The sequence below is a fragment of the Paenibacillus sp. cl6col genome, from assembly GCF_900102125.1.
Taxonomy (GTDB): Bacteria; Bacillota; Bacilli; order Paenibacillales; family Paenibacillaceae; genus Paenibacillus_B; species Paenibacillus_B suaedae.
In genome coordinates, this window is record NZ_FNAZ01000002.1 from 114424 (window position 1) to 131390 (window position 16967).

Annotated in this window: 14 protein-coding genes; 12 read left to right on the forward strand and 2 right to left on the reverse strand. The window is 43.3% G+C overall.

Annotated elements, in window-relative coordinates:
- The first annotated feature begins 77 nt into the window (after positions 1-77).
- A complete protein-coding gene (locus tag BLS15_RS04630; RefSeq protein ID WP_021253084.1) occupies positions 78-842 on the forward strand; it encodes an ABC transporter ATP-binding protein in 765 nt (254 codons plus the stop codon).
- Positions 817-2724 carry an ABC transporter permease gene (locus BLS15_RS04635; RefSeq protein ID WP_090510293.1) on the forward strand — a complete coding sequence of 636 codons (1908 nt, stop codon included), beginning with the start codon at positions 817-819 and terminating at the stop codon, positions 2722-2724. Before BLS15_RS04630 ends, BLS15_RS04635 begins: the two co-directional genes overlap by 26 nt.
- Positions 2725-2792: 68 nt before the next feature.
- Here the strand turns inward: BLS15_RS04635 and BLS15_RS04640 are convergent, their stop codons facing one another.
- Together BLS15_RS04640 and BLS15_RS04645 are read right to left on the reverse strand one after the other, a co-directional pair.
- Positions 2793-2975, reverse strand: coding sequence for an HPP family protein (locus tag BLS15_RS04640; RefSeq protein ID WP_268623256.1), 183 nt, complete (start codon positions 2973-2975; stop codon positions 2793-2795).
- Positions 2976-3074: 99 nt separating this feature from the next.
- Complete coding sequence (locus BLS15_RS04645; protein ID WP_021253081.1) at positions 3075-3890, reverse strand: DeoR/GlpR family DNA-binding transcription regulator; 816 nt, start codon at positions 3888-3890, stop codon at positions 3075-3077.
- A gap of 244 nt (positions 3891-4134) precedes the next feature.
- Here BLS15_RS04645 and BLS15_RS04650 point away from each other — a divergent pair, with 244 nt between their 5' ends.
- From BLS15_RS04650 to BLS15_RS04695, 10 genes are all read left to right on the forward strand, one after another.
- A complete protein-coding gene (locus BLS15_RS04650) occupies positions 4135-5376 on the forward strand; it encodes a metallophosphoesterase (RefSeq protein ID WP_028533162.1) in 1242 nt (413 codons plus the stop codon).
- 289 nt (positions 5377-5665) lie between these two features.
- The gene (locus BLS15_RS04655; RefSeq protein ID WP_175460718.1) at positions 5666-6157 is read left to right on the forward strand and encodes a MauE/DoxX family redox-associated membrane protein; all 492 of its coding nucleotides are present in this window, start codon (positions 5666-5668) and stop codon (positions 6155-6157) included.
- Positions 6158-6167: 10 nt separating this feature from the next.
- Positions 6168-6731, forward strand: a complete 564-nt coding sequence (locus BLS15_RS04660) for a hypothetical protein (RefSeq protein ID WP_028533160.1) — start codon at positions 6168-6170, stop codon at positions 6729-6731.
- Positions 6732-7016: 285 nt separating this feature from the next.
- The gene (locus BLS15_RS04665; RefSeq protein ID WP_090510300.1) at positions 7017-8852 is read left to right on the forward strand and encodes an ABC transporter ATP-binding protein; all 1836 of its coding nucleotides are present in this window, start codon (positions 7017-7019) and stop codon (positions 8850-8852) included.
- A 213-nt stretch (positions 8853-9065) separates the two neighbouring features.
- The gene (locus BLS15_RS04670) at positions 9066-10040 is read left to right on the forward strand and encodes an ABC transporter permease (RefSeq protein ID WP_028533158.1); all 975 of its coding nucleotides are present in this window, start codon (positions 9066-9068) and stop codon (positions 10038-10040) included.
- 31 nt (positions 10041-10071) lie between these two features.
- Positions 10072-10968 carry a carbohydrate ABC transporter permease gene (locus BLS15_RS04675; protein WP_028533157.1) on the forward strand — a complete coding sequence of 299 codons (897 nt, stop codon included), beginning with the start codon at positions 10072-10074 and terminating at the stop codon, positions 10966-10968.
- Between the two features lie 86 nt (positions 10969-11054).
- Positions 11055-12734: an extracellular solute-binding protein gene (locus BLS15_RS04680; RefSeq protein ID WP_090510305.1), complete on the forward strand. Its 1680-nt coding sequence runs from the start codon at positions 11055-11057 to the stop codon at positions 12732-12734.
- 168 nt (positions 12735-12902) lie between these two features.
- Complete coding sequence (locus BLS15_RS04685) at positions 12903-14483, forward strand: response regulator (RefSeq protein WP_028533155.1); 1581 nt, start codon at positions 12903-12905, stop codon at positions 14481-14483.
- A gap of 14 nt (positions 14484-14497) precedes the next feature.
- Positions 14498-16255, forward strand: a complete 1758-nt coding sequence (locus tag BLS15_RS04690) for a sensor histidine kinase (RefSeq protein WP_028533154.1) — start codon at positions 14498-14500, stop codon at positions 16253-16255.
- A gap of 62 nt (positions 16256-16317) precedes the next feature.
- The gene (locus BLS15_RS04695) at positions 16318-16926 is read left to right on the forward strand and encodes a hypothetical protein (RefSeq protein WP_028533153.1); all 609 of its coding nucleotides are present in this window, start codon (positions 16318-16320) and stop codon (positions 16924-16926) included.
- Positions 16927-16967 lie beyond the last annotated feature (41 nt).

Sequence of the window (16967 nt, forward strand, 5' to 3'; positions counted from 1 at the left end):
GCAATAACAATGGTTGTATTTGCTAATCGGGAGTAAAGTGAAGGTACCGAAAACAACAAGGAGCGTGTAATTCTACTATGCTAGAGGTTAAAAATGTATCCAAAGTATACGAGGGTAAAGTCTCTTATCAAGCATTATCGAATTTAAACCTAACCATTGGCGAAGGTGAGTTTGTTGGGATTATGGGGCCGTCCGGAAGCGGGAAAACGACATTTTTAAACGTGGTATCGACAATCGATAAGCCCACATCAGGAGAAGTATTGATTGGTGGGAGCAATGCGCACGCCTTAAATAAACGCAAGTTGGCACTGTTCCGCCGCCGTCAGCTTGGCTTCGTGTTTCAGGATTTCAACCTGCTGCAAACCTTAACGGTGAAGGAAAACATCGTATTTCCATTAACATTGGAAAATGTGAGCATTAAGGAGCAGGAGCAGCGTGTGCAAGCGATAGCGGAGAAGCTGGGCATCAAGCAAATTTTGGACAAGCGCACGTACGAAATCTCTGGGGGACAGTGCCAGCGGACGGCAATCGCTCGTGCGATGATCCATAATCCGAAGCTGCTGCTTGCGGATGAACCGACAGGGAACTTGGATTCAAAGTCAGCCAAGGATGTTCTAGAGATGATGGAGAAAATCAATAAGGAAGACGGTACAACGACGATGATGGTAACACACGATGCGTTTGCTGCAAGTTATTGTGACCGTGTCATCTTCATTAAGGACGGCTCGCTGTACCAAGAGCTGCATAAGCATGATCAACGACAAGTGTTCTTCCAGGAAATTATGAATGTGTTGTCGGCAATAGGAGGCGCGGAAGATGAACTTTCGTCAGTTCGCGTTTAAGAACGTTATTCGCAACGCGCGGCTGTATGCCGGTTATTTTATAAGCAGTGCTTTCTCTGTTATGATCTTTTTCGTATATTCGATGCTAGCGTTCCATCCAGAATTGAATTTGGCGGAGAGTGGGGGATTCGGAAAAGGCGCACAAACAGGGATGCAGGTTGCCCAGTATATCATTTACGTCTTTACGTTTTTCTTCATTCTCTATTCGATGAGCGTCTTCTTGAAGACGCGAAAGAAAGAATTCGGTGTCTGCATCATGCAGGGGATGTCCAATATGCAGCTGAAGCGTCTCGTATTTCTAGAAAATACGATCATTGGATTTGCTTCGACTGTAACCGGTATAGCAGCAGGGCTGATTTTGTCTAAAGGGATGCTTATGCTCGGTTCGTCCATGTTGTATTTGGAGCATTCGTTATCGTTCTACTTCCCAACAAAGGCGCTTTGGTTTACATTTGTGGCCTTTATGCTGTTGTTCCTAGTAATCTCGTTCTTTACGGCGACGATCTTGCGAACAAGCTCACTTATTGATCTATTGAAAGCTTCGACGAAGCCAAAACCGGAACCGAAGGCGTCGGTATGGCTGGCTATTTTGGCTGCTATACTGCTGCTAATCGGTTATGCGATAGCTTTTATCGTACGCGGAACCCTTGTTATGTTTGCACTGCTGCCTGTCGTCATTCTTGTGTCGATCGGTACATACTTCTTATTCACACAGCTAAGTGTGTACATCATTCATAAATTGAAGAAGAACAAGAAGTTGTATCGCCGGAATACAAACATGTTGACACTGTCCGATTTGGCATATCGGATGAAGGATAATGCGCGCATGTTTTTCCTTGTCGCGATTATTTCAACCGTTGCGTTTACAGCCATCGGCACGCTTGTTGGGTTCAAAGCGATGCTGACTGAGGGCGTTGCAGGATCGATGCCGCCGATGTCTTATGATTCCTATGCCGACAATAAGCAGGAGCAAAAACATCTTGCATACATTGAGACAGAGTTGAAGGAAGAAAACGTTAACTATGACAGCTTCGTTATTCATAATAAAGATGCGGAGCTTAAGGATAAATACTCATTCAATGCAATTTCCGTAACGGATTATAACCTGATCTCGGAGGATAAGATTCGTGTAGATGCAGGAAGTGCGGTATTGATGCAATTCAAGATGGATGACTTCGGATATAACAGAGGGAAGAAGGACTGGTCGAAGGGACAGACTTTGACTCTGAGCAGTGGAAGCAAGCTTCAATTGACAGATGTACCGGACATGAGCAAAGATGTCCGCCAATACATCACTGGAAATCATGTGCTTGTGATGTCGGATTCAGATTTCAACGCACTTCCAAAGTCGAAAACCGATATGGATATGCATGTATTTGCGATGGATGACTGGCAGGGAACGAAGGCAGTTGCTGAGAAGCTGAATACACAGTTGAATGCTGATAGTACCAATCCCCACTATCGTTTTCAGGCGCGAGCGCTTGCGATGCAGGAAGTGAATCAGGGTATGGGCCAAATTCTGCTGACAGGCTTGTTCGTAGGAATTGTTTTCTTCGTGGCAGCAGGCAGCTTCCTTTATTTCCGACTATTCTCGGATTTGGATTCCGATATCGTGCAGTATCGTGCTATCTCGAAGCTGGGTCTGACTGAAGGGGAACTGTCAAAGGTTGTATCCACTCAAATCGGACTGCTGTTCTTTGTACCGATTGTCGTAGCTATCATTCATGGTGCCGTTGCATTGAACACACTGCAAAATTTGTTCTCGCAAATCTCTATTTTAAAAGAAATCATTCTAGTATTAGGTACATTCTTCGTTATTCAGGTTGTCTATTTCTTATTCATTCGAGCAAATTATGTGAAAAAATTGAAGAAGGTACTGTAATCAAGCAGTCCAAAAAAGATAGGAGCAGGTCGCCGTTGCGATCTGCTCCTTATTATTTATTTGCAACATTATGAGGTGAACCAATGCTTAGGATATTGATTTCCCTGTGTGCGATGATATGTCCACGCCGCCAGTACTAAGACAACGGCTCCAATTCCGACCGGAAACAACAGGTAAGTCCAAGGGGCGCCTGTCATCATAATAAGCAGTGGATCGGCGCCCGCAGGGGGATGAATTATCCCCCGCGGCAATTACGATACGCGATATTTTGGTAGAAAAGTTCAAGAACGAGCAGGAAGCGGATTGATGAGGTCTACAATTAGGGAGTAATCATCAATCTTTGTTTTCATTTAACTATTCATGCTGCATCGAGCCGTCGCGGCATATTGCTTATTTGGATCGCACTGATCATCGAGAATAATGGATTGTGCCGCCAGTCCCTCTCTCCATTGCAATGGCAGCGGACAATTGGTAACCAGCGTATGGAAGCTGGACAATTCAGCAATTTTGACAAGCCCTATTTTCTCGCACTTCGTTATATCTGCGACTAATATACTCTGCTTCGCATGATGCAGCATAATCTTGCGTATTTCAGCTTCTTCTTCATTGGCGTCAGTTACGCCGTGTGTAAGATCGATACCGGAGCACGAGAGGAAGGCTTTGTCGGCAGTATATCGGGCGAGGGCGTTGGCAGCAGCATGTCCAGAATAGGACAGTGATCGGCGGCGAAGAGTACCACCGGTACAAATTAATTTAATATGTTCAGCATCTGATAGTTCCATGATGACATTTAGTGAATTTGTGATTACAGTCAATTGCTTGCGCGCTTTTATTATTTTGGCGATATGGAGTGAAGTTGTACTCGAATCAAGCATAATCGTATCCCCATGTTGGATAAGCCTAGCGCACTTTGTTCCGATCCACTTCTTCTCAGACAAATAGCAGTCCTCGCGCACCCATACAGGGACGTCAGAGCTTACGGATGTCTCTGCTAAAAATGCTCCCCCATGTGTTCTTAGCAGGAGACCTTCTTTCTCCATACGATCCAAGTCTCTTCGCACTGTTTCTTCCGTCACTCGAAACTGCTTGCTAAGCTCTGCGACGAGAACTCTGCCGTCCTGGAACAGGTGCTGCATGATGCGTTTTCGGCGTTCAATGGCTAACAAGGCATTTACACATCCTCACGATAAGGTGGACAATGGTGGCATCTTGCTTCATGTAGACCTCTATTATAGCGAAATATGGTATTTTTGACGAGTTAAGAAAGCATAACTATTTCACAACACGAATTAAGTAAATATTCTACTCTGGTCATCTCTAGAAAAAGGTTATAGACTAGAGGTGAATTAATCCATGCTTCATGCATTGCAGATCGAATAGAATGAACAGGACAAGGGAGATGAACGATCGATGTCAACACATATGCAGCCTACACTCGTCTTTCCGGTAATCAGTGACATACATATTGATCCTTCGGGTGAAGGTAGTGTCGCCAAGTTCGAACGAGCGATGTTGCAGTTGAATGCAAGGGCGCCTCATCAGGATGCGTTTGTTATTGTAGGGGATTTAACAAACAATGGACTTGAGGAGGAATACGATCGCAATTTGGAAGTATTCCGCAAGCATAAGCTGCCAGGAGCGACACCGCTCATCACGATCGGCAATCACGACTATTGGAACGGACTTCCGATTGAAGAAGCGCAGGCTCGCTTTCTTACAAAAACGGAGATGCCATCCTTATATTTTCATCAGGTCATTAAGGGTTACCATTTCATTGTCATGGCGACAGAGGATAAGGTTACATCAGGGTACTTCTCATTGGATCAGATTGCATGGCTTCGCGAACAACTGCAGGTGGCTGCAGCCGATTCAGCAGAGCGTCCTATATTCGTCTTCCTGCATCAGCACTTGAAGGACACCGTGTACGGCAGCGAGGACTGGGGCATTCAGGACAATATTGAACCGCTTATGGAGGCATTGCGGCCATATCCGCAGGTTATTACGTTCTCCGGGCACTCCCACTATCCGCTTCAGGATCCGCGCAGTATTCATCAGGAGGACTTTACTTCTGTTGGAACGGCTTCGCTTAGCTATATGGAAGTGGAACATGGCAAGCTTCAAGGAAATTTGCCGTTAGGGTTCGAGAAGTTCAGCCAAGGCTTGCTTGTCGAGGTATATGAGGATCGCGTTGCGATTCATAGGCTTGATTTCGAATATGATCGTCAGATTGGAGACGCTTGGATTGTGTCGCTGCCAGCGTCAACTTCAACCTTTACATATACCATTCATCGTGACACAGAAGCGCCATGCTTCCCTGATCACGCACAATTGCATGTAGAAGAGGAGTGTACAACTTCAGATTCTATCGTTATCGTCTTCGATCAGGCGTCCGATAATGAGCTTGTACATGCCTACAACGTTACGTTTGAGAATCGCAATGAAATAGAAGAGGCTGTACATTACGCTGCATTTTCCGAATCTTATAAATATCCGGTTCCGGAGCAGCTTCGTCTTGAGATACCAGAGTTGAAGCCAGATTGTGAATACTCCATCGCGGTACAGGCAATAGATGCTTTCGGCAATGTGAGCGAGCGTGTGCTGCAGGGCAGCTGTCGTACTCGTCCTGTTGAAGAGCTGAAGGTGGAAAATTAATTTATCCTAATTAGTATTCGAATATTGTATAACGCAAGTGCCCAAAGCAAACCAGTGCTTTGGGCACTTTTCGCATTCACCTCAGGATCATATTCGTATTTTTATGCATCGTGATGATAAAAACATGTAAAAGTATCAATAATCGTTGTTTTGTCATATTTCAACATTTCGTTGCAAGGCATATACTTCAATATAACTAGAGTGGTGCAACTAAAGAACTAGACTCATGCGATCTAGCAAACATCTTACTATGACGCTGTACTATTTTTTGAATGAAGAGGGGGAACATATGGGACTTGAAGCAGCATTGACTATTTTTCTGTGTACAATTCTTGTGTACTCTTCAATTGCCAAGCTAGTAAGTTATCATGATTTTAAAAAAACCGTACAACAGCTCAACTTTCCTTCTTTTACGGCATGGGGTGTCATAGTGTTCGAATTGCTAGTTGCAGCTTTACTAGTGTTTGATACAACTCATTTTGCTGGAGCGGTAGGTTCGCTTCTCCTATTTTGTTCATTCTATTTCGTAGCTGGAAAAGCACTATGGGACAAGAAAAAGATTACATGCAATTGCTTCGGGAAAACGACAGAAGAGCAACTTGGTTGGGGGACAATGATAAGAAACACTCCATTCTTCGGAGCCTCTCTATTATGCATCTGGCTGCATAGTCCTGCTTCCATGAGCGGAACAGCAGCTATCGAATGGATCAGTATTGCTGGTTTCACTATCGGGCTCATTAATGTCTATACGTTATGGAATAATCGCAGCCTATTAAGTTAGGAGGACATGAATGGAACAGGTTTTTAACATTTCTTATTTTGCACTATGGATTATTGTCACATTGCAAACCTATTATATTATCCAAATTGGAAAAAAGCGAAATGTTCAACAAGCCAATACGAATCAAGGTCCAGTGTTGGTGCATGAGCATCATGGAGTGCCTGCGGGTGAACTGTTTCCTCAGCTCCAATTTGACTCGATTAATCAAGGATCAATTGATTTGAAGAGCATGACCAAAACAGGATTCCTCATAGCCTTTACCTCTGTAAGTTGTGATCAATGCAAACTCGTATACCCAATCCTTAAACGCTTCTATCAATTAAGGCCAGACATAGAAATTATCTTAATGATGCAGGGCAATGATTTTGACGTAGAGAAAATAATTGATCAATTTCAGCTAACGATGCCCATTGTCCCTATCATTCCCTCAGATATGGCCAGACTTCAGACAGGATACTACCCGTTTATCTATTACTTATCCTCCGCCGCAGAAGTACGAACCAAGAGCATTATCAATTTTGAAGAGCAGTTGAACTTGCTAGTTGAAAAGGGGCAGATGAAAGTTGCTGCTTAAAGTGCAATAGGTAGTTAAGGCGTCTGCCTTTGACTATAAATATGACTATCTTGAAAGGAGGCTATGCATATGAGTTCAGGTTGCTTCACGACAGGCGGATGCACTTCGTCGAAGTGTGCGCACTATCCACAAGAAAAATTTGTTTATGAAAGCGTTTATGTATGCGCAGGTTCTTCTACTACTACTTATTATTGTACTTGTTAGTAGCCATACGGAGAAGAGAGGGACTCCCTCTCTTCTCTTTTTCATTGCATTGAAAAGATCGTATAAACAGGAGAATAAACGATGGAAATTTCAAGTGATGGGAAACGTAATTTTAAAGAAAAAAGAAGACTTGTTATCAATGTACTATTTCAGTTTATCCCCACGATGATGAAGGTCATTCCTGGAATGACTATGATTATTGTTGTGTGCAATATAATAAGTTCGTTAATCCCTGTCGTTCAAATTTATCTAGTAAAGGAACTCATTGATGAGATAACCGCACTATTCGAAAGCCACTCCAGTTCCCTACTGACAATCTATCTGCTGTTAGGGATTCAGGGTACACTGCTGCTTCTCGATAAACTAATTCAATTTGGTGAGAAGATTGTAGGGTTTCGTGCGCAGCAGCACTTAAAGTTTTATTTTGAACACTTATTAGTCCACAAGTCATCTAAGCTTCCGCTTCGTTATTTTGACCGTCCCGCGTACTTTGATCAGCTTGAGCGAGCAGCTCTCGGCATGGATATTAGAGGGTTTTCGATATTTGTATTATTTATGAACGCGCTGCGGAACTCCATATCTATAATCGGAATGTTGTCTGTCTTACTATCCTTTCATTTGATACTCGCACTTGTTGTGCTGCTTATGCTGATTCCTAGTTTGTGGGTCAATTTATACTTCGGCCAGCGCAAATACATGCAAATGATTAATCAAACCCCAACACAAAGAAAAACACACTATCTGCTCCAACTTTTGCATAGCCGGCATGCAGCTAAAGAATTTAGAATCTATCAACATACAGATTATATAATAGGAAAATGGACTGAGTTATTTTGGAAAACAACAGATGAACGATATCAATTGGAAAAAACAGCGAGTTGGAGAGCCTTATTAGTTGGTTCTGTACAATCATTTTTGAACATAGGTACTTTCGGTATATTAGTATGGTTTGGTTATCAGGGGTTATTGACAATAGGCCATTATGTTTCACTGACGCAGGCTTTGGTGCAAATAGAGGGGTTCATATCAGGATTGGGACGCAATATAGCTGGGATTTATGAAGAATCCTTATTTGTCAGTGAAGTATTGCAATATTTACATATAGAAACAGAAGAAGACAAGGAAAGTAAAGAGGACACAGTTATGTTTCCAAGTCAGCTGCATGATTGTATTGAGGTGCGCGATCTTACTTTCTCATATTCGAATCAATCCAAGCCTATATTGAAAAATATTACTTTCCGTGTTGCGGCTGGAGAAAAAATTGCAATCGTAGGAGAGAATGGGGCAGGCAAGAGTACGCTTGTGAAATGTTTATTAGGACTCTATTTCCCGAATGAAGGCTCAATCACATATGATGGGATAGAAATTCGTGCAATAAATACGGCAAGCCTGCGGGAGAATGTGTCTGCTGTGTTCCAAGATTACGTCAATTACCAGCTAACTGCACGTGAGAACATTGCCATGGGAAAGTTGGGCCATATTCATGACGATGCAATGATTATGGAAGCGGCAGACAATGCCGGGGCAGGGGAAATACTGCGCAAACTGCCGCAAGGCATGGATACGGTGCTTGGGGCTATGTTCGAAGGCGGACATGAATTGTCTGGAGGACAATGGCAGAAAATCGCATTAAGTCGGGCGTTTATGAAGCAGGCACAATTCATGATATTGGACGAGCCAACGGCAGCTTTGGATCCTAAGTCTGAAGCGGAGGTATATGATCATTTTATGAAATTATGCGAGGGGAAGACAACCATTATGATCTCCCATCGATTGAGCAGCTGCCGGCACGCTGATCGAATTATTGTACTTCATGATGGTGAAATCATCGAAGAAGGCAGTCATGTGGAGTTAATTCATAAACAGGGCAACTATGCAGAAATGTTCGCTTCGCAAGCCGGAAGATATAGTGCTTAAATAGGAGTATTAAAGAAACAATACCGGAAGTCTCTGTCATGTTGAGATGAAAGGTATTGTTTTTTTTATAAAAGAACGTGTCAAAGTATCAATAATCGTTGGTTTGTCATATATCCGTGAAAGCGCTTTGCTTTTACAATGAAGAAGACAACATCTGGAAGGAGTTAAGATTTATTCAGCAAGAGTTATTTTGAATCTAGGAGGGATTTTCATATGGCGAAGGCAACCACGGGAGCAGAGATAGAACCGGGCCTGAACCTGGATAAGCATAAGAAAAGCGCATTAAAACGATTTTTTATGCAAATAGACATACAGCTCATGGTGCTGCCCGCACTTGCTCTAATCTTTATATTTTCTTATATCCCTATGTATGGCATTCTTATTGCTTTTCAAGATTATAAGCTTAAGGCAGGCTTCAATCTGTTCAGCAATGAGTGGGTAGGATTAAAGCACTTTATTGATTTTTTTAATTCGCCAGAATTTGTACCTGTTATGCGCAATACGATTATTATCAGTTTTATGAAATTTATCTTCGGGTTTCCAGCGCCAATTGTGTTAGCGCTTATGCTTAATGAAGTGCGCAAGATGGCCTTTAAACGGGTCATTCAAACCGTTACGTACTTGCCTCACTTTTTATCATGGGTAGTTATCGGATCCATGGTTACATCCTTACTGTCCGTAGACAATGGCAGCATAAATATGCTGTTAGAGAAGCTCAGGATTATCGATGAGCCGATTAACTTCATGTCATTGGCAGAATATTTCTGGTCGATTCTCGTTGCAACCAATGTATGGAAGGAAATAGGGTTTGCCTCTATTGTATATTTGGCAGCGATTGCAGGGATCGATCCTCATTTGTATGAAGCAGCATCGATAGATGGTGCGAGTCGATTCAAGCAGATGACGCTCATTACACTGCCTTGCATTATGCCAGTTGTGATCATCTTTATGATTCTTGCAATCGGCAACCTGCTCAATGCAGGCTTCGAGGACATTCTCATTCTCGCTTCGAATCCAGCCTTGAGAGAAGTATCAGACTCGCTTGATGTATATGTAGTTCGTGTCGGTATTGATAATTACAGGTACTCCTATGCAACGGCAATCGGCCTGTTCAAGGCTGTTGTCAGCGTCACGTTGCTTACATTTGCGAACTTCATTGCCAGAAAGACGGGCAATAGCTTATGGTAATGAATCATTCCATAACTAGGAGGACTGAATAATGATACGTGATAGTATAGGAGATCGCATCTTTACGGTTTTTATCTATGTAGTGTTAACCTTATTGGCCTTTTCGACCTTTTATCCATTCTGGAATTCACTTGTCATATCGTTTAATGAAGGATTGGATACGTCTAAGGGCGGCATTACTTTCTGGCCGCGCGAGTTTACATTGGAGAACTATAAAATTGTATTCGAAGATTCGCGATTAATGAATGGGTTTGTGATTGCCCTCTTGCGAACGGTCATTGGAACGGTAGCATCCATCTTAGCGACGGCCATTTTTGCATACGGGATGTCGAAGCGAGGGCTTATGGGCCGCAAGTATTATATGATTATGTGTATCGTTACCATGTATTTTGGAGGCGGTCTCATTCCGAGCTATATGCTCATCCGTGGACTTGGTTTGTTCAACTCTTTCTGGGTGTTCATTATTCCGGCACTTATTAGTGTATGGAATATGATTATATTCCGAACCTTCTTCCAAGGTTTGCCGCAAGGCTTGGAAGAGTCAGCGAAGATTGACGGCTGCGGTAATTGGGGTACATTCTTCCGTATTGTCTTCCCGTTATCTGGCCCTGTTATTGCTACCTTGTCTCTGTTCACAGCGGTTGCGCACTGGAATGAATGGTTCGTAGCCAGTATCTATATTACGAACGAGAATCTGCTTCCTATTCAGACGATACTAAGACAGATACTATTCTCCAACATCGCATCTGAACAGTTGTCCAATGTAGATACGAGTGCGCTTGTGCACATCAATGCTGCGAAGAAAATAACCTCTAAGGCATTGACGATGGCGACGATTATGGTAGCAACGCTTCCAATTGTATGTGTGTACCCGTTCTTGCAGCGTTTCTTTGTAAAAGGTGTATTGATTGGCTCGTTGAAAGAGTAGCGATTGTTTAATCTGCTGGACATTTGGATGCGTTTAGAGCAACCTTGCTTTAAACATAGATTACAAAATTGAAAGGGGAAAAAGCCGTGAAGAACAAAAAAAATCTTCTGCTGAGTGTGTTGTCTGTTTTTATGGTATTCACTCTGTTAGTAGGATGCGGCAGTGGGAAGACAAGTGCTCCACCTGAGAATGAACCTGTGAAGCAAGGCGACACGGGCAAAGAATCAAGTGAAACTCCGAAGAGTGACCTGTACGAATTGGGCAAGGAACCACTTGAAGTATCGTTCTATGGCAACTATGGTTGGTACCAGCTGCCGAAATGGGGTAAGGATCCTGCTTCGAAGTGGATACAGGACAACTTGAAAATTACGGTCAATGGAATCAGTTCAGGTGGCAACAATGCACAGAAGCTGCAAACGATGATTGCGGGCAATGAGCTTCCTGATATTATCTGGACTGACAGAGGGGCCGATATAGAACGTCTTCGTGAGGCTGGTATGCTCGTACCATTGGATGAGTATATTGACAAGTACCCGAATTTCAAGAAGTATTTGACTGAAAATCACAAAGCATTGCTCCGTTCGCCTGACGGCAAGATCTATCAGGTACCGAACTATTATACACAGCAGCCGAACGGCAACGCAGGCTATGCAATCAATAAAAAAATCTACAAAGAGCTCGGCTCTCCAAAATTGGAAACGACTGACGACTTGTATGCATACTTGCAAGCTGTGCATAAGAAGTTCCCAGAAGTCACTCCATTTGAAACGGGATTGGCAAAAGACGGTCACGGTATTGACCAAATCTTCTCTTCCTTTAAAGAAAACAACTTGTCCCTTACTCGTTTCTTCGCTGTACCAGATGGTGATAAAATGGTCTCCATCTATAAGGATCCAGGCTTCCGTGAATCCGTAGTATATACGGCGAAGCTGATGCGTGAGAAGCTGATGACGCAAGATGCGAATACGCAGACAGAAGATCAAGTAAGAGAAAAAGCGATGAACGGCAAGTTTGCTGTTATTGCAACTTTCGATCCGATGAAGATGCTAGCTGTAGCAGATGAGGAATTGAAGAAGAAGGATCCGGAAGACGGCTATATGTTTATTAAACCGATTGTAAAACAAGGTCTGGATGCTAGCAAAATCTATCCAGGAACATATAACCAACTTGGATGGAACGTAGCTGCCATTACGACAAACGCGAAAAATCCAGAGGCCATATTCGCGATGCTTGACTGGATGACAGGACCTGAAGGCAGTATGGTACTGAACTGGGGACCTCCAGGAGCGGATGGTTATTGGGATGGATTTGAAGCTGATGGTCTGACACCGAAATTTAATAAAGATAAATACATGAATGATCCGAAAACGCTTTCTGAAATAAATGGTAAAGCTGGCGACTTGGTATGGGTGGGCAATACAATGTTCATGGATAATACGAAAAAGCAAATGTTGTCTACTGTACCAGCAGATAAGATTGATTTCAGCAACCGCTGGCAAATGGAAGTAACATGGGCTTCGCAAGGTGACTTCACGGAGTTCCTCGGCTGGGAGCCGACTCCAGATAGTGAAGAGGGGATTGCTAGACAAAGTGTTAGAGATATTTGGTTGACAGCTAGAGCAAAATCCATGTACGCGAAATCCGATGAAGAAGCACTGCAAATTCTGGATAAAGCACATGATGATTCCATGAAGGTCGGTTATCAGAAGTTCCTTGACCATGTTACAAAAGTTTGGACGGAGAATAAGAAAGCAATGGGTAAATAATCTTCGGAACGAAGGCTCGCTGTCTGCCAGCGGGTCTTCGTTCTTTTGATCAAATCTTTTATTTTGAAATCATCTGACTGTTCAAATGATAGTTGAACTTGTTATACTTTGTTTAGGGAAATGCTGGAATGAGAATTGTATGACTGCATCGTTTGGGGGGCCTCATTCATGTATAACGTGTTGTTAGTTGATGACGAGATGCTTGATCTGGAAGGTATGAAGCAATTCATTCCTTGGGAAGAGCTTGGGTTAGAAGTTGCAGCAGCGGTAAATAACGCCTTTGAGGCTTGTCATATTATTGATAGTACGCCTATCGATATTATCGTCAGTGACGTTAATATGCCGAATATGTCCGGGTTGGAGCTGGCCCGCAGGGCGATTGAGGTAAATTCCAATATCCGAATTATTTTTGTAAGCGGTCACCAAGATTTCAGTTATGTGAAACAGGCATTATCTTTGAAGGCCTACAGTTATGTACTCAAGCCGATGAATGATGATGAGCTTATCGCTGCACTCGAGAAGGTGAAGCAGGATCTTGATGATGACCGGAAGCGTCGTGATGTGGAGGAAGCCTATCAGCATATGATTCCGATGGCGAAGAATGATTTGCTGTTGCGGTTGGTTGACGGGCAGTGGAGAAGTGAGCAGCAGGATGGAATGATGAAGCTAGTTGCCTCTTATGGGCTTGACAAACTGAATTGGCCTGTCCGAGTTGCTGTTATGGAACTTGACTATATGACCTGGACGCAAGAACATACGAGCTTGTCACATGAGGTTACAATGAAGGAATTCCTGTATGCGGTCAATGAGGTTGGATTGAAGCATCATATGCCACATTGCTGCAAGTTGACGCCTCATCGGATGATGGTGCTGATTCATGATCAGTATTTAGACCCTTTCATTGATGATTTATATAAGGTGATTGAGACTCAGTTCTCCGTTACGATGACAGTTGGGGTAGGGGAACCAGTAAACGGATTGGAACAGCTCTATCTCTCGTTCCAACAGGCAACCAAAGCGGTTGATGGCAAAATGTTTATTGGCAAAGGGAGGCTTATCCGCTACGAAGCGGTAAGTTTGAAGCCCGAAATGATGGATGCGCGTACATTGGAACAACGTATGGAGGCACTATTTCACGCCTTGATGGAATATGAGCTGGTTTGTATTTACGATGAGATAGAGAGGCTGTTCGAATCTGTGAGCATGCTCCGTTCTAAGTTTACCGTACATAATCTCGCGATGTTCATCATATGGAAGCTGGATGAGCAATTGAAGACAAAGGATGAGAATCTGTTCGATATATTGGGTATGGAGCTGCATAACTTGGATATTCTTCTGCAATTTGATACGGTGAGCGATATTCGCTCCTGGCTCGTCAGGAAGACATTTGAAATATCTGAATATTTGCGCAGCAAATCTACCTCCAAGAATAATCGGCTCATTCGAGAAATGATTCAAGTGATGAAGGATAAAATGAGCGAGAACATTACACTGAAGGACGTGGCGAATCAATTCTCATTCTCACCGAACTACTTGGGGTACATGTTCAGGGAGGAGACTGGGAAATCGTTCAGTGAAGTCCTTATACAGCTTCGTATGGAGCGGGCACGCGAGCTGCTCCATGAGAGCTCCATCAAAATTTATGAAATTGCGAATCAGGTAGGCTATCGATACCTTCCCTATTTTAGCAGACAATTCAAGGAAGCATACGGCATGACCCCGATGGAATATCGCAAGCGGGAAACATGATAGGGGAGAAGTCAATGAACGAACAGCGATCGAAGTTCCGCTATTTGCCGATTGGCTACAAACTCATGCTGACTTATATGGTTTTCATCATTGTTCCTGTATTAGTCATAGGACTTGTCTCTCATTCCATGTATGATCAATCGATTCGCAAGCATACACGGAACAATATACAAGGAACACTGCTGCAGATTCGCGATAATATTGAATATAAGATGCAGGATATAATTCGCATATCTTCTATATTGTACGGCGACTATGAGCTGTATCGATATTTGCGCAGCTACGAGGAAGGCTGGGAAAATTATGATCGCATTACGAAGTATGTTATTCCTAAGATAGAAGCGGCATCTTCGGCAACTGGAATGAAGCTGTGGATTTCTGTTTTTTTTCGTAATGAATCCATAAATGAGATCCATCACAGTACATTTGGGAAAGAGAATCCTACGGATTATAACTGGCCGTATGAAATTTATCATTTGAATCGAATTACAGATAAGGATTGGTATAAGAGCTTTCCACCCGAGAAGTACAGCATCACAATGAAGTGGAGCCAAATTGAGCGTGATGCGGAGAATAGTCGAATTTCCCTGCTGCGTCGGCTTGTGGACACCAATAATCCTCTGAAGCTGCAAGAAGTTGGATTTTTGCGCATTAATGTTGCGATCTCGGAGCTGTTCGATAGTATTAATTATTCGAAGATTGGAAATGACAGCGTAATCTACCTAGTGGATGAACAGGGGAGAAGCATCTATCAGTCTGGCAAGTTGCCTGCTAATGAAGCGGATACGCAGAGCAACTATTTGACGATCCAAGAGACGGTAGGGAAGCAATCTTGGAAGCTGGTTGCTCATGTGCCTCTCTCCATCATACAGGAAGATTCGATGAAGGTTCGGTTGTTTGTTATTTTTATTTGCTTGATTTGCTTTATTGTGTTGTCATTCGCAGGAGTGTTCATATCAAGATATTTCTCGATTCGGATTACGAAGTTCGTGTCCGTGCTCAATGCTTTTCGGGAAGGCGATCTGCACAAACGAATTTCCTATCGGGGCAAAGACGAATTTTCTCAAATTGCTACCGCATTGAATAATATGGGCGAAAATGTTGAGGCGCTAATTAAGGAAGTATATTTGACGCAGCTGCAGAAGAAGGAAGCGGAATTGGAGATGCTGCAGTCGCAAATCAATCCGCATTTCCTGTATAACACGTTGTCCTCCATTAATCGGCTAGCAAAGTTCGGGGAGAATGAGAAGCTGCAGCAGATGGTATTAGGGCTGGCTAAGTTCTACCGACTTGCGCTTAACAACGGCAAGCTGATGATACCGGTACATAATGAGTTGGAGCAGGCACAGGCTTACGTAGATATTCAGAAAATTAAATACGGCGATCGGATTAATGTTATGTTCGATATTGACCCATCTGTATGGCCATATCGTACGGTAAAGCTGATTGTACAGCCATTTATTGAAAATGTATTGGAACATGCTTGGTGTGGAGATCGAATCTTCATTCGAATTGTAGCAAAGAAGGATGGGGATGACCTGCTGTTCCGGATCATCGATGATGGGGTAGGTATGACCGCTCAGCGAATCCATGATATTTTTGATGGAAGAGACCATGTGAATACAGGCTATGGAATTCGTAATGTAGATCAACGTATTAAACTGCACTACGGTGCAGAGTATGGAGTAACGATTGTGAGCGGACTTGGCATTGGCACATCTGTATCCATACGTATACCAGCTGAGGCATCAGAGCAAATAACTTCCCAATAAGCGCCAGACATCCTGTATAATAGATGATTATGAATCCATGCTCAGAAATGGAGGAAAATCAATTGAATGCTCGATCATTGGCCTTCTTGGCTGTTCGGCTCGGCGCTCTCTATTGGATCGTGACCGCCTTCTTAGAGTTGGCGAAGATTGCAGCTGCGCTGGTAAATATGATCTCCTCGATGATTCATATGGAGGTTGGAAGTGAAAATATGGTAATCACCAATTTCGTCATACTGCTCCTTCCTGTCCTTGTTCCGCTTATAGGAGGAATCATCCTATGGTGCACGGCAGGATCATTATCGAAGGCGCTAGCACCGTCTAAACTACGTGATGTGACTCTAGTGAAGACACAAGATACAGACGTATCGAGTAGCGGCGAGAAAAGTGTCCTTCCGATGCGCAGCCAGACGCATTCTGCGAACCCGGTGCTTCGCACCACCCTTCATATCGGACTAGGTATTGCTGGTATTATGCTTCTCGTGAACAGCATCCCGGAATTTATCAAGCTATTGATTATGCTCTCGAATCAAGAAGTGGCTTTATTTGCAGAGCGGGCTTGGACGGATGACAGCGCCAAGTTCATAGAAGTGATTGTACAGATGCTTCTTGGGATCTGCCTTGCTGTTGGGGCGGGTGGGATTGCTCGTTTTTTTACTCGTTCAATGCAATAAAATACGATACGTTCTCTACATAAATACAGCGGCTGAACCTT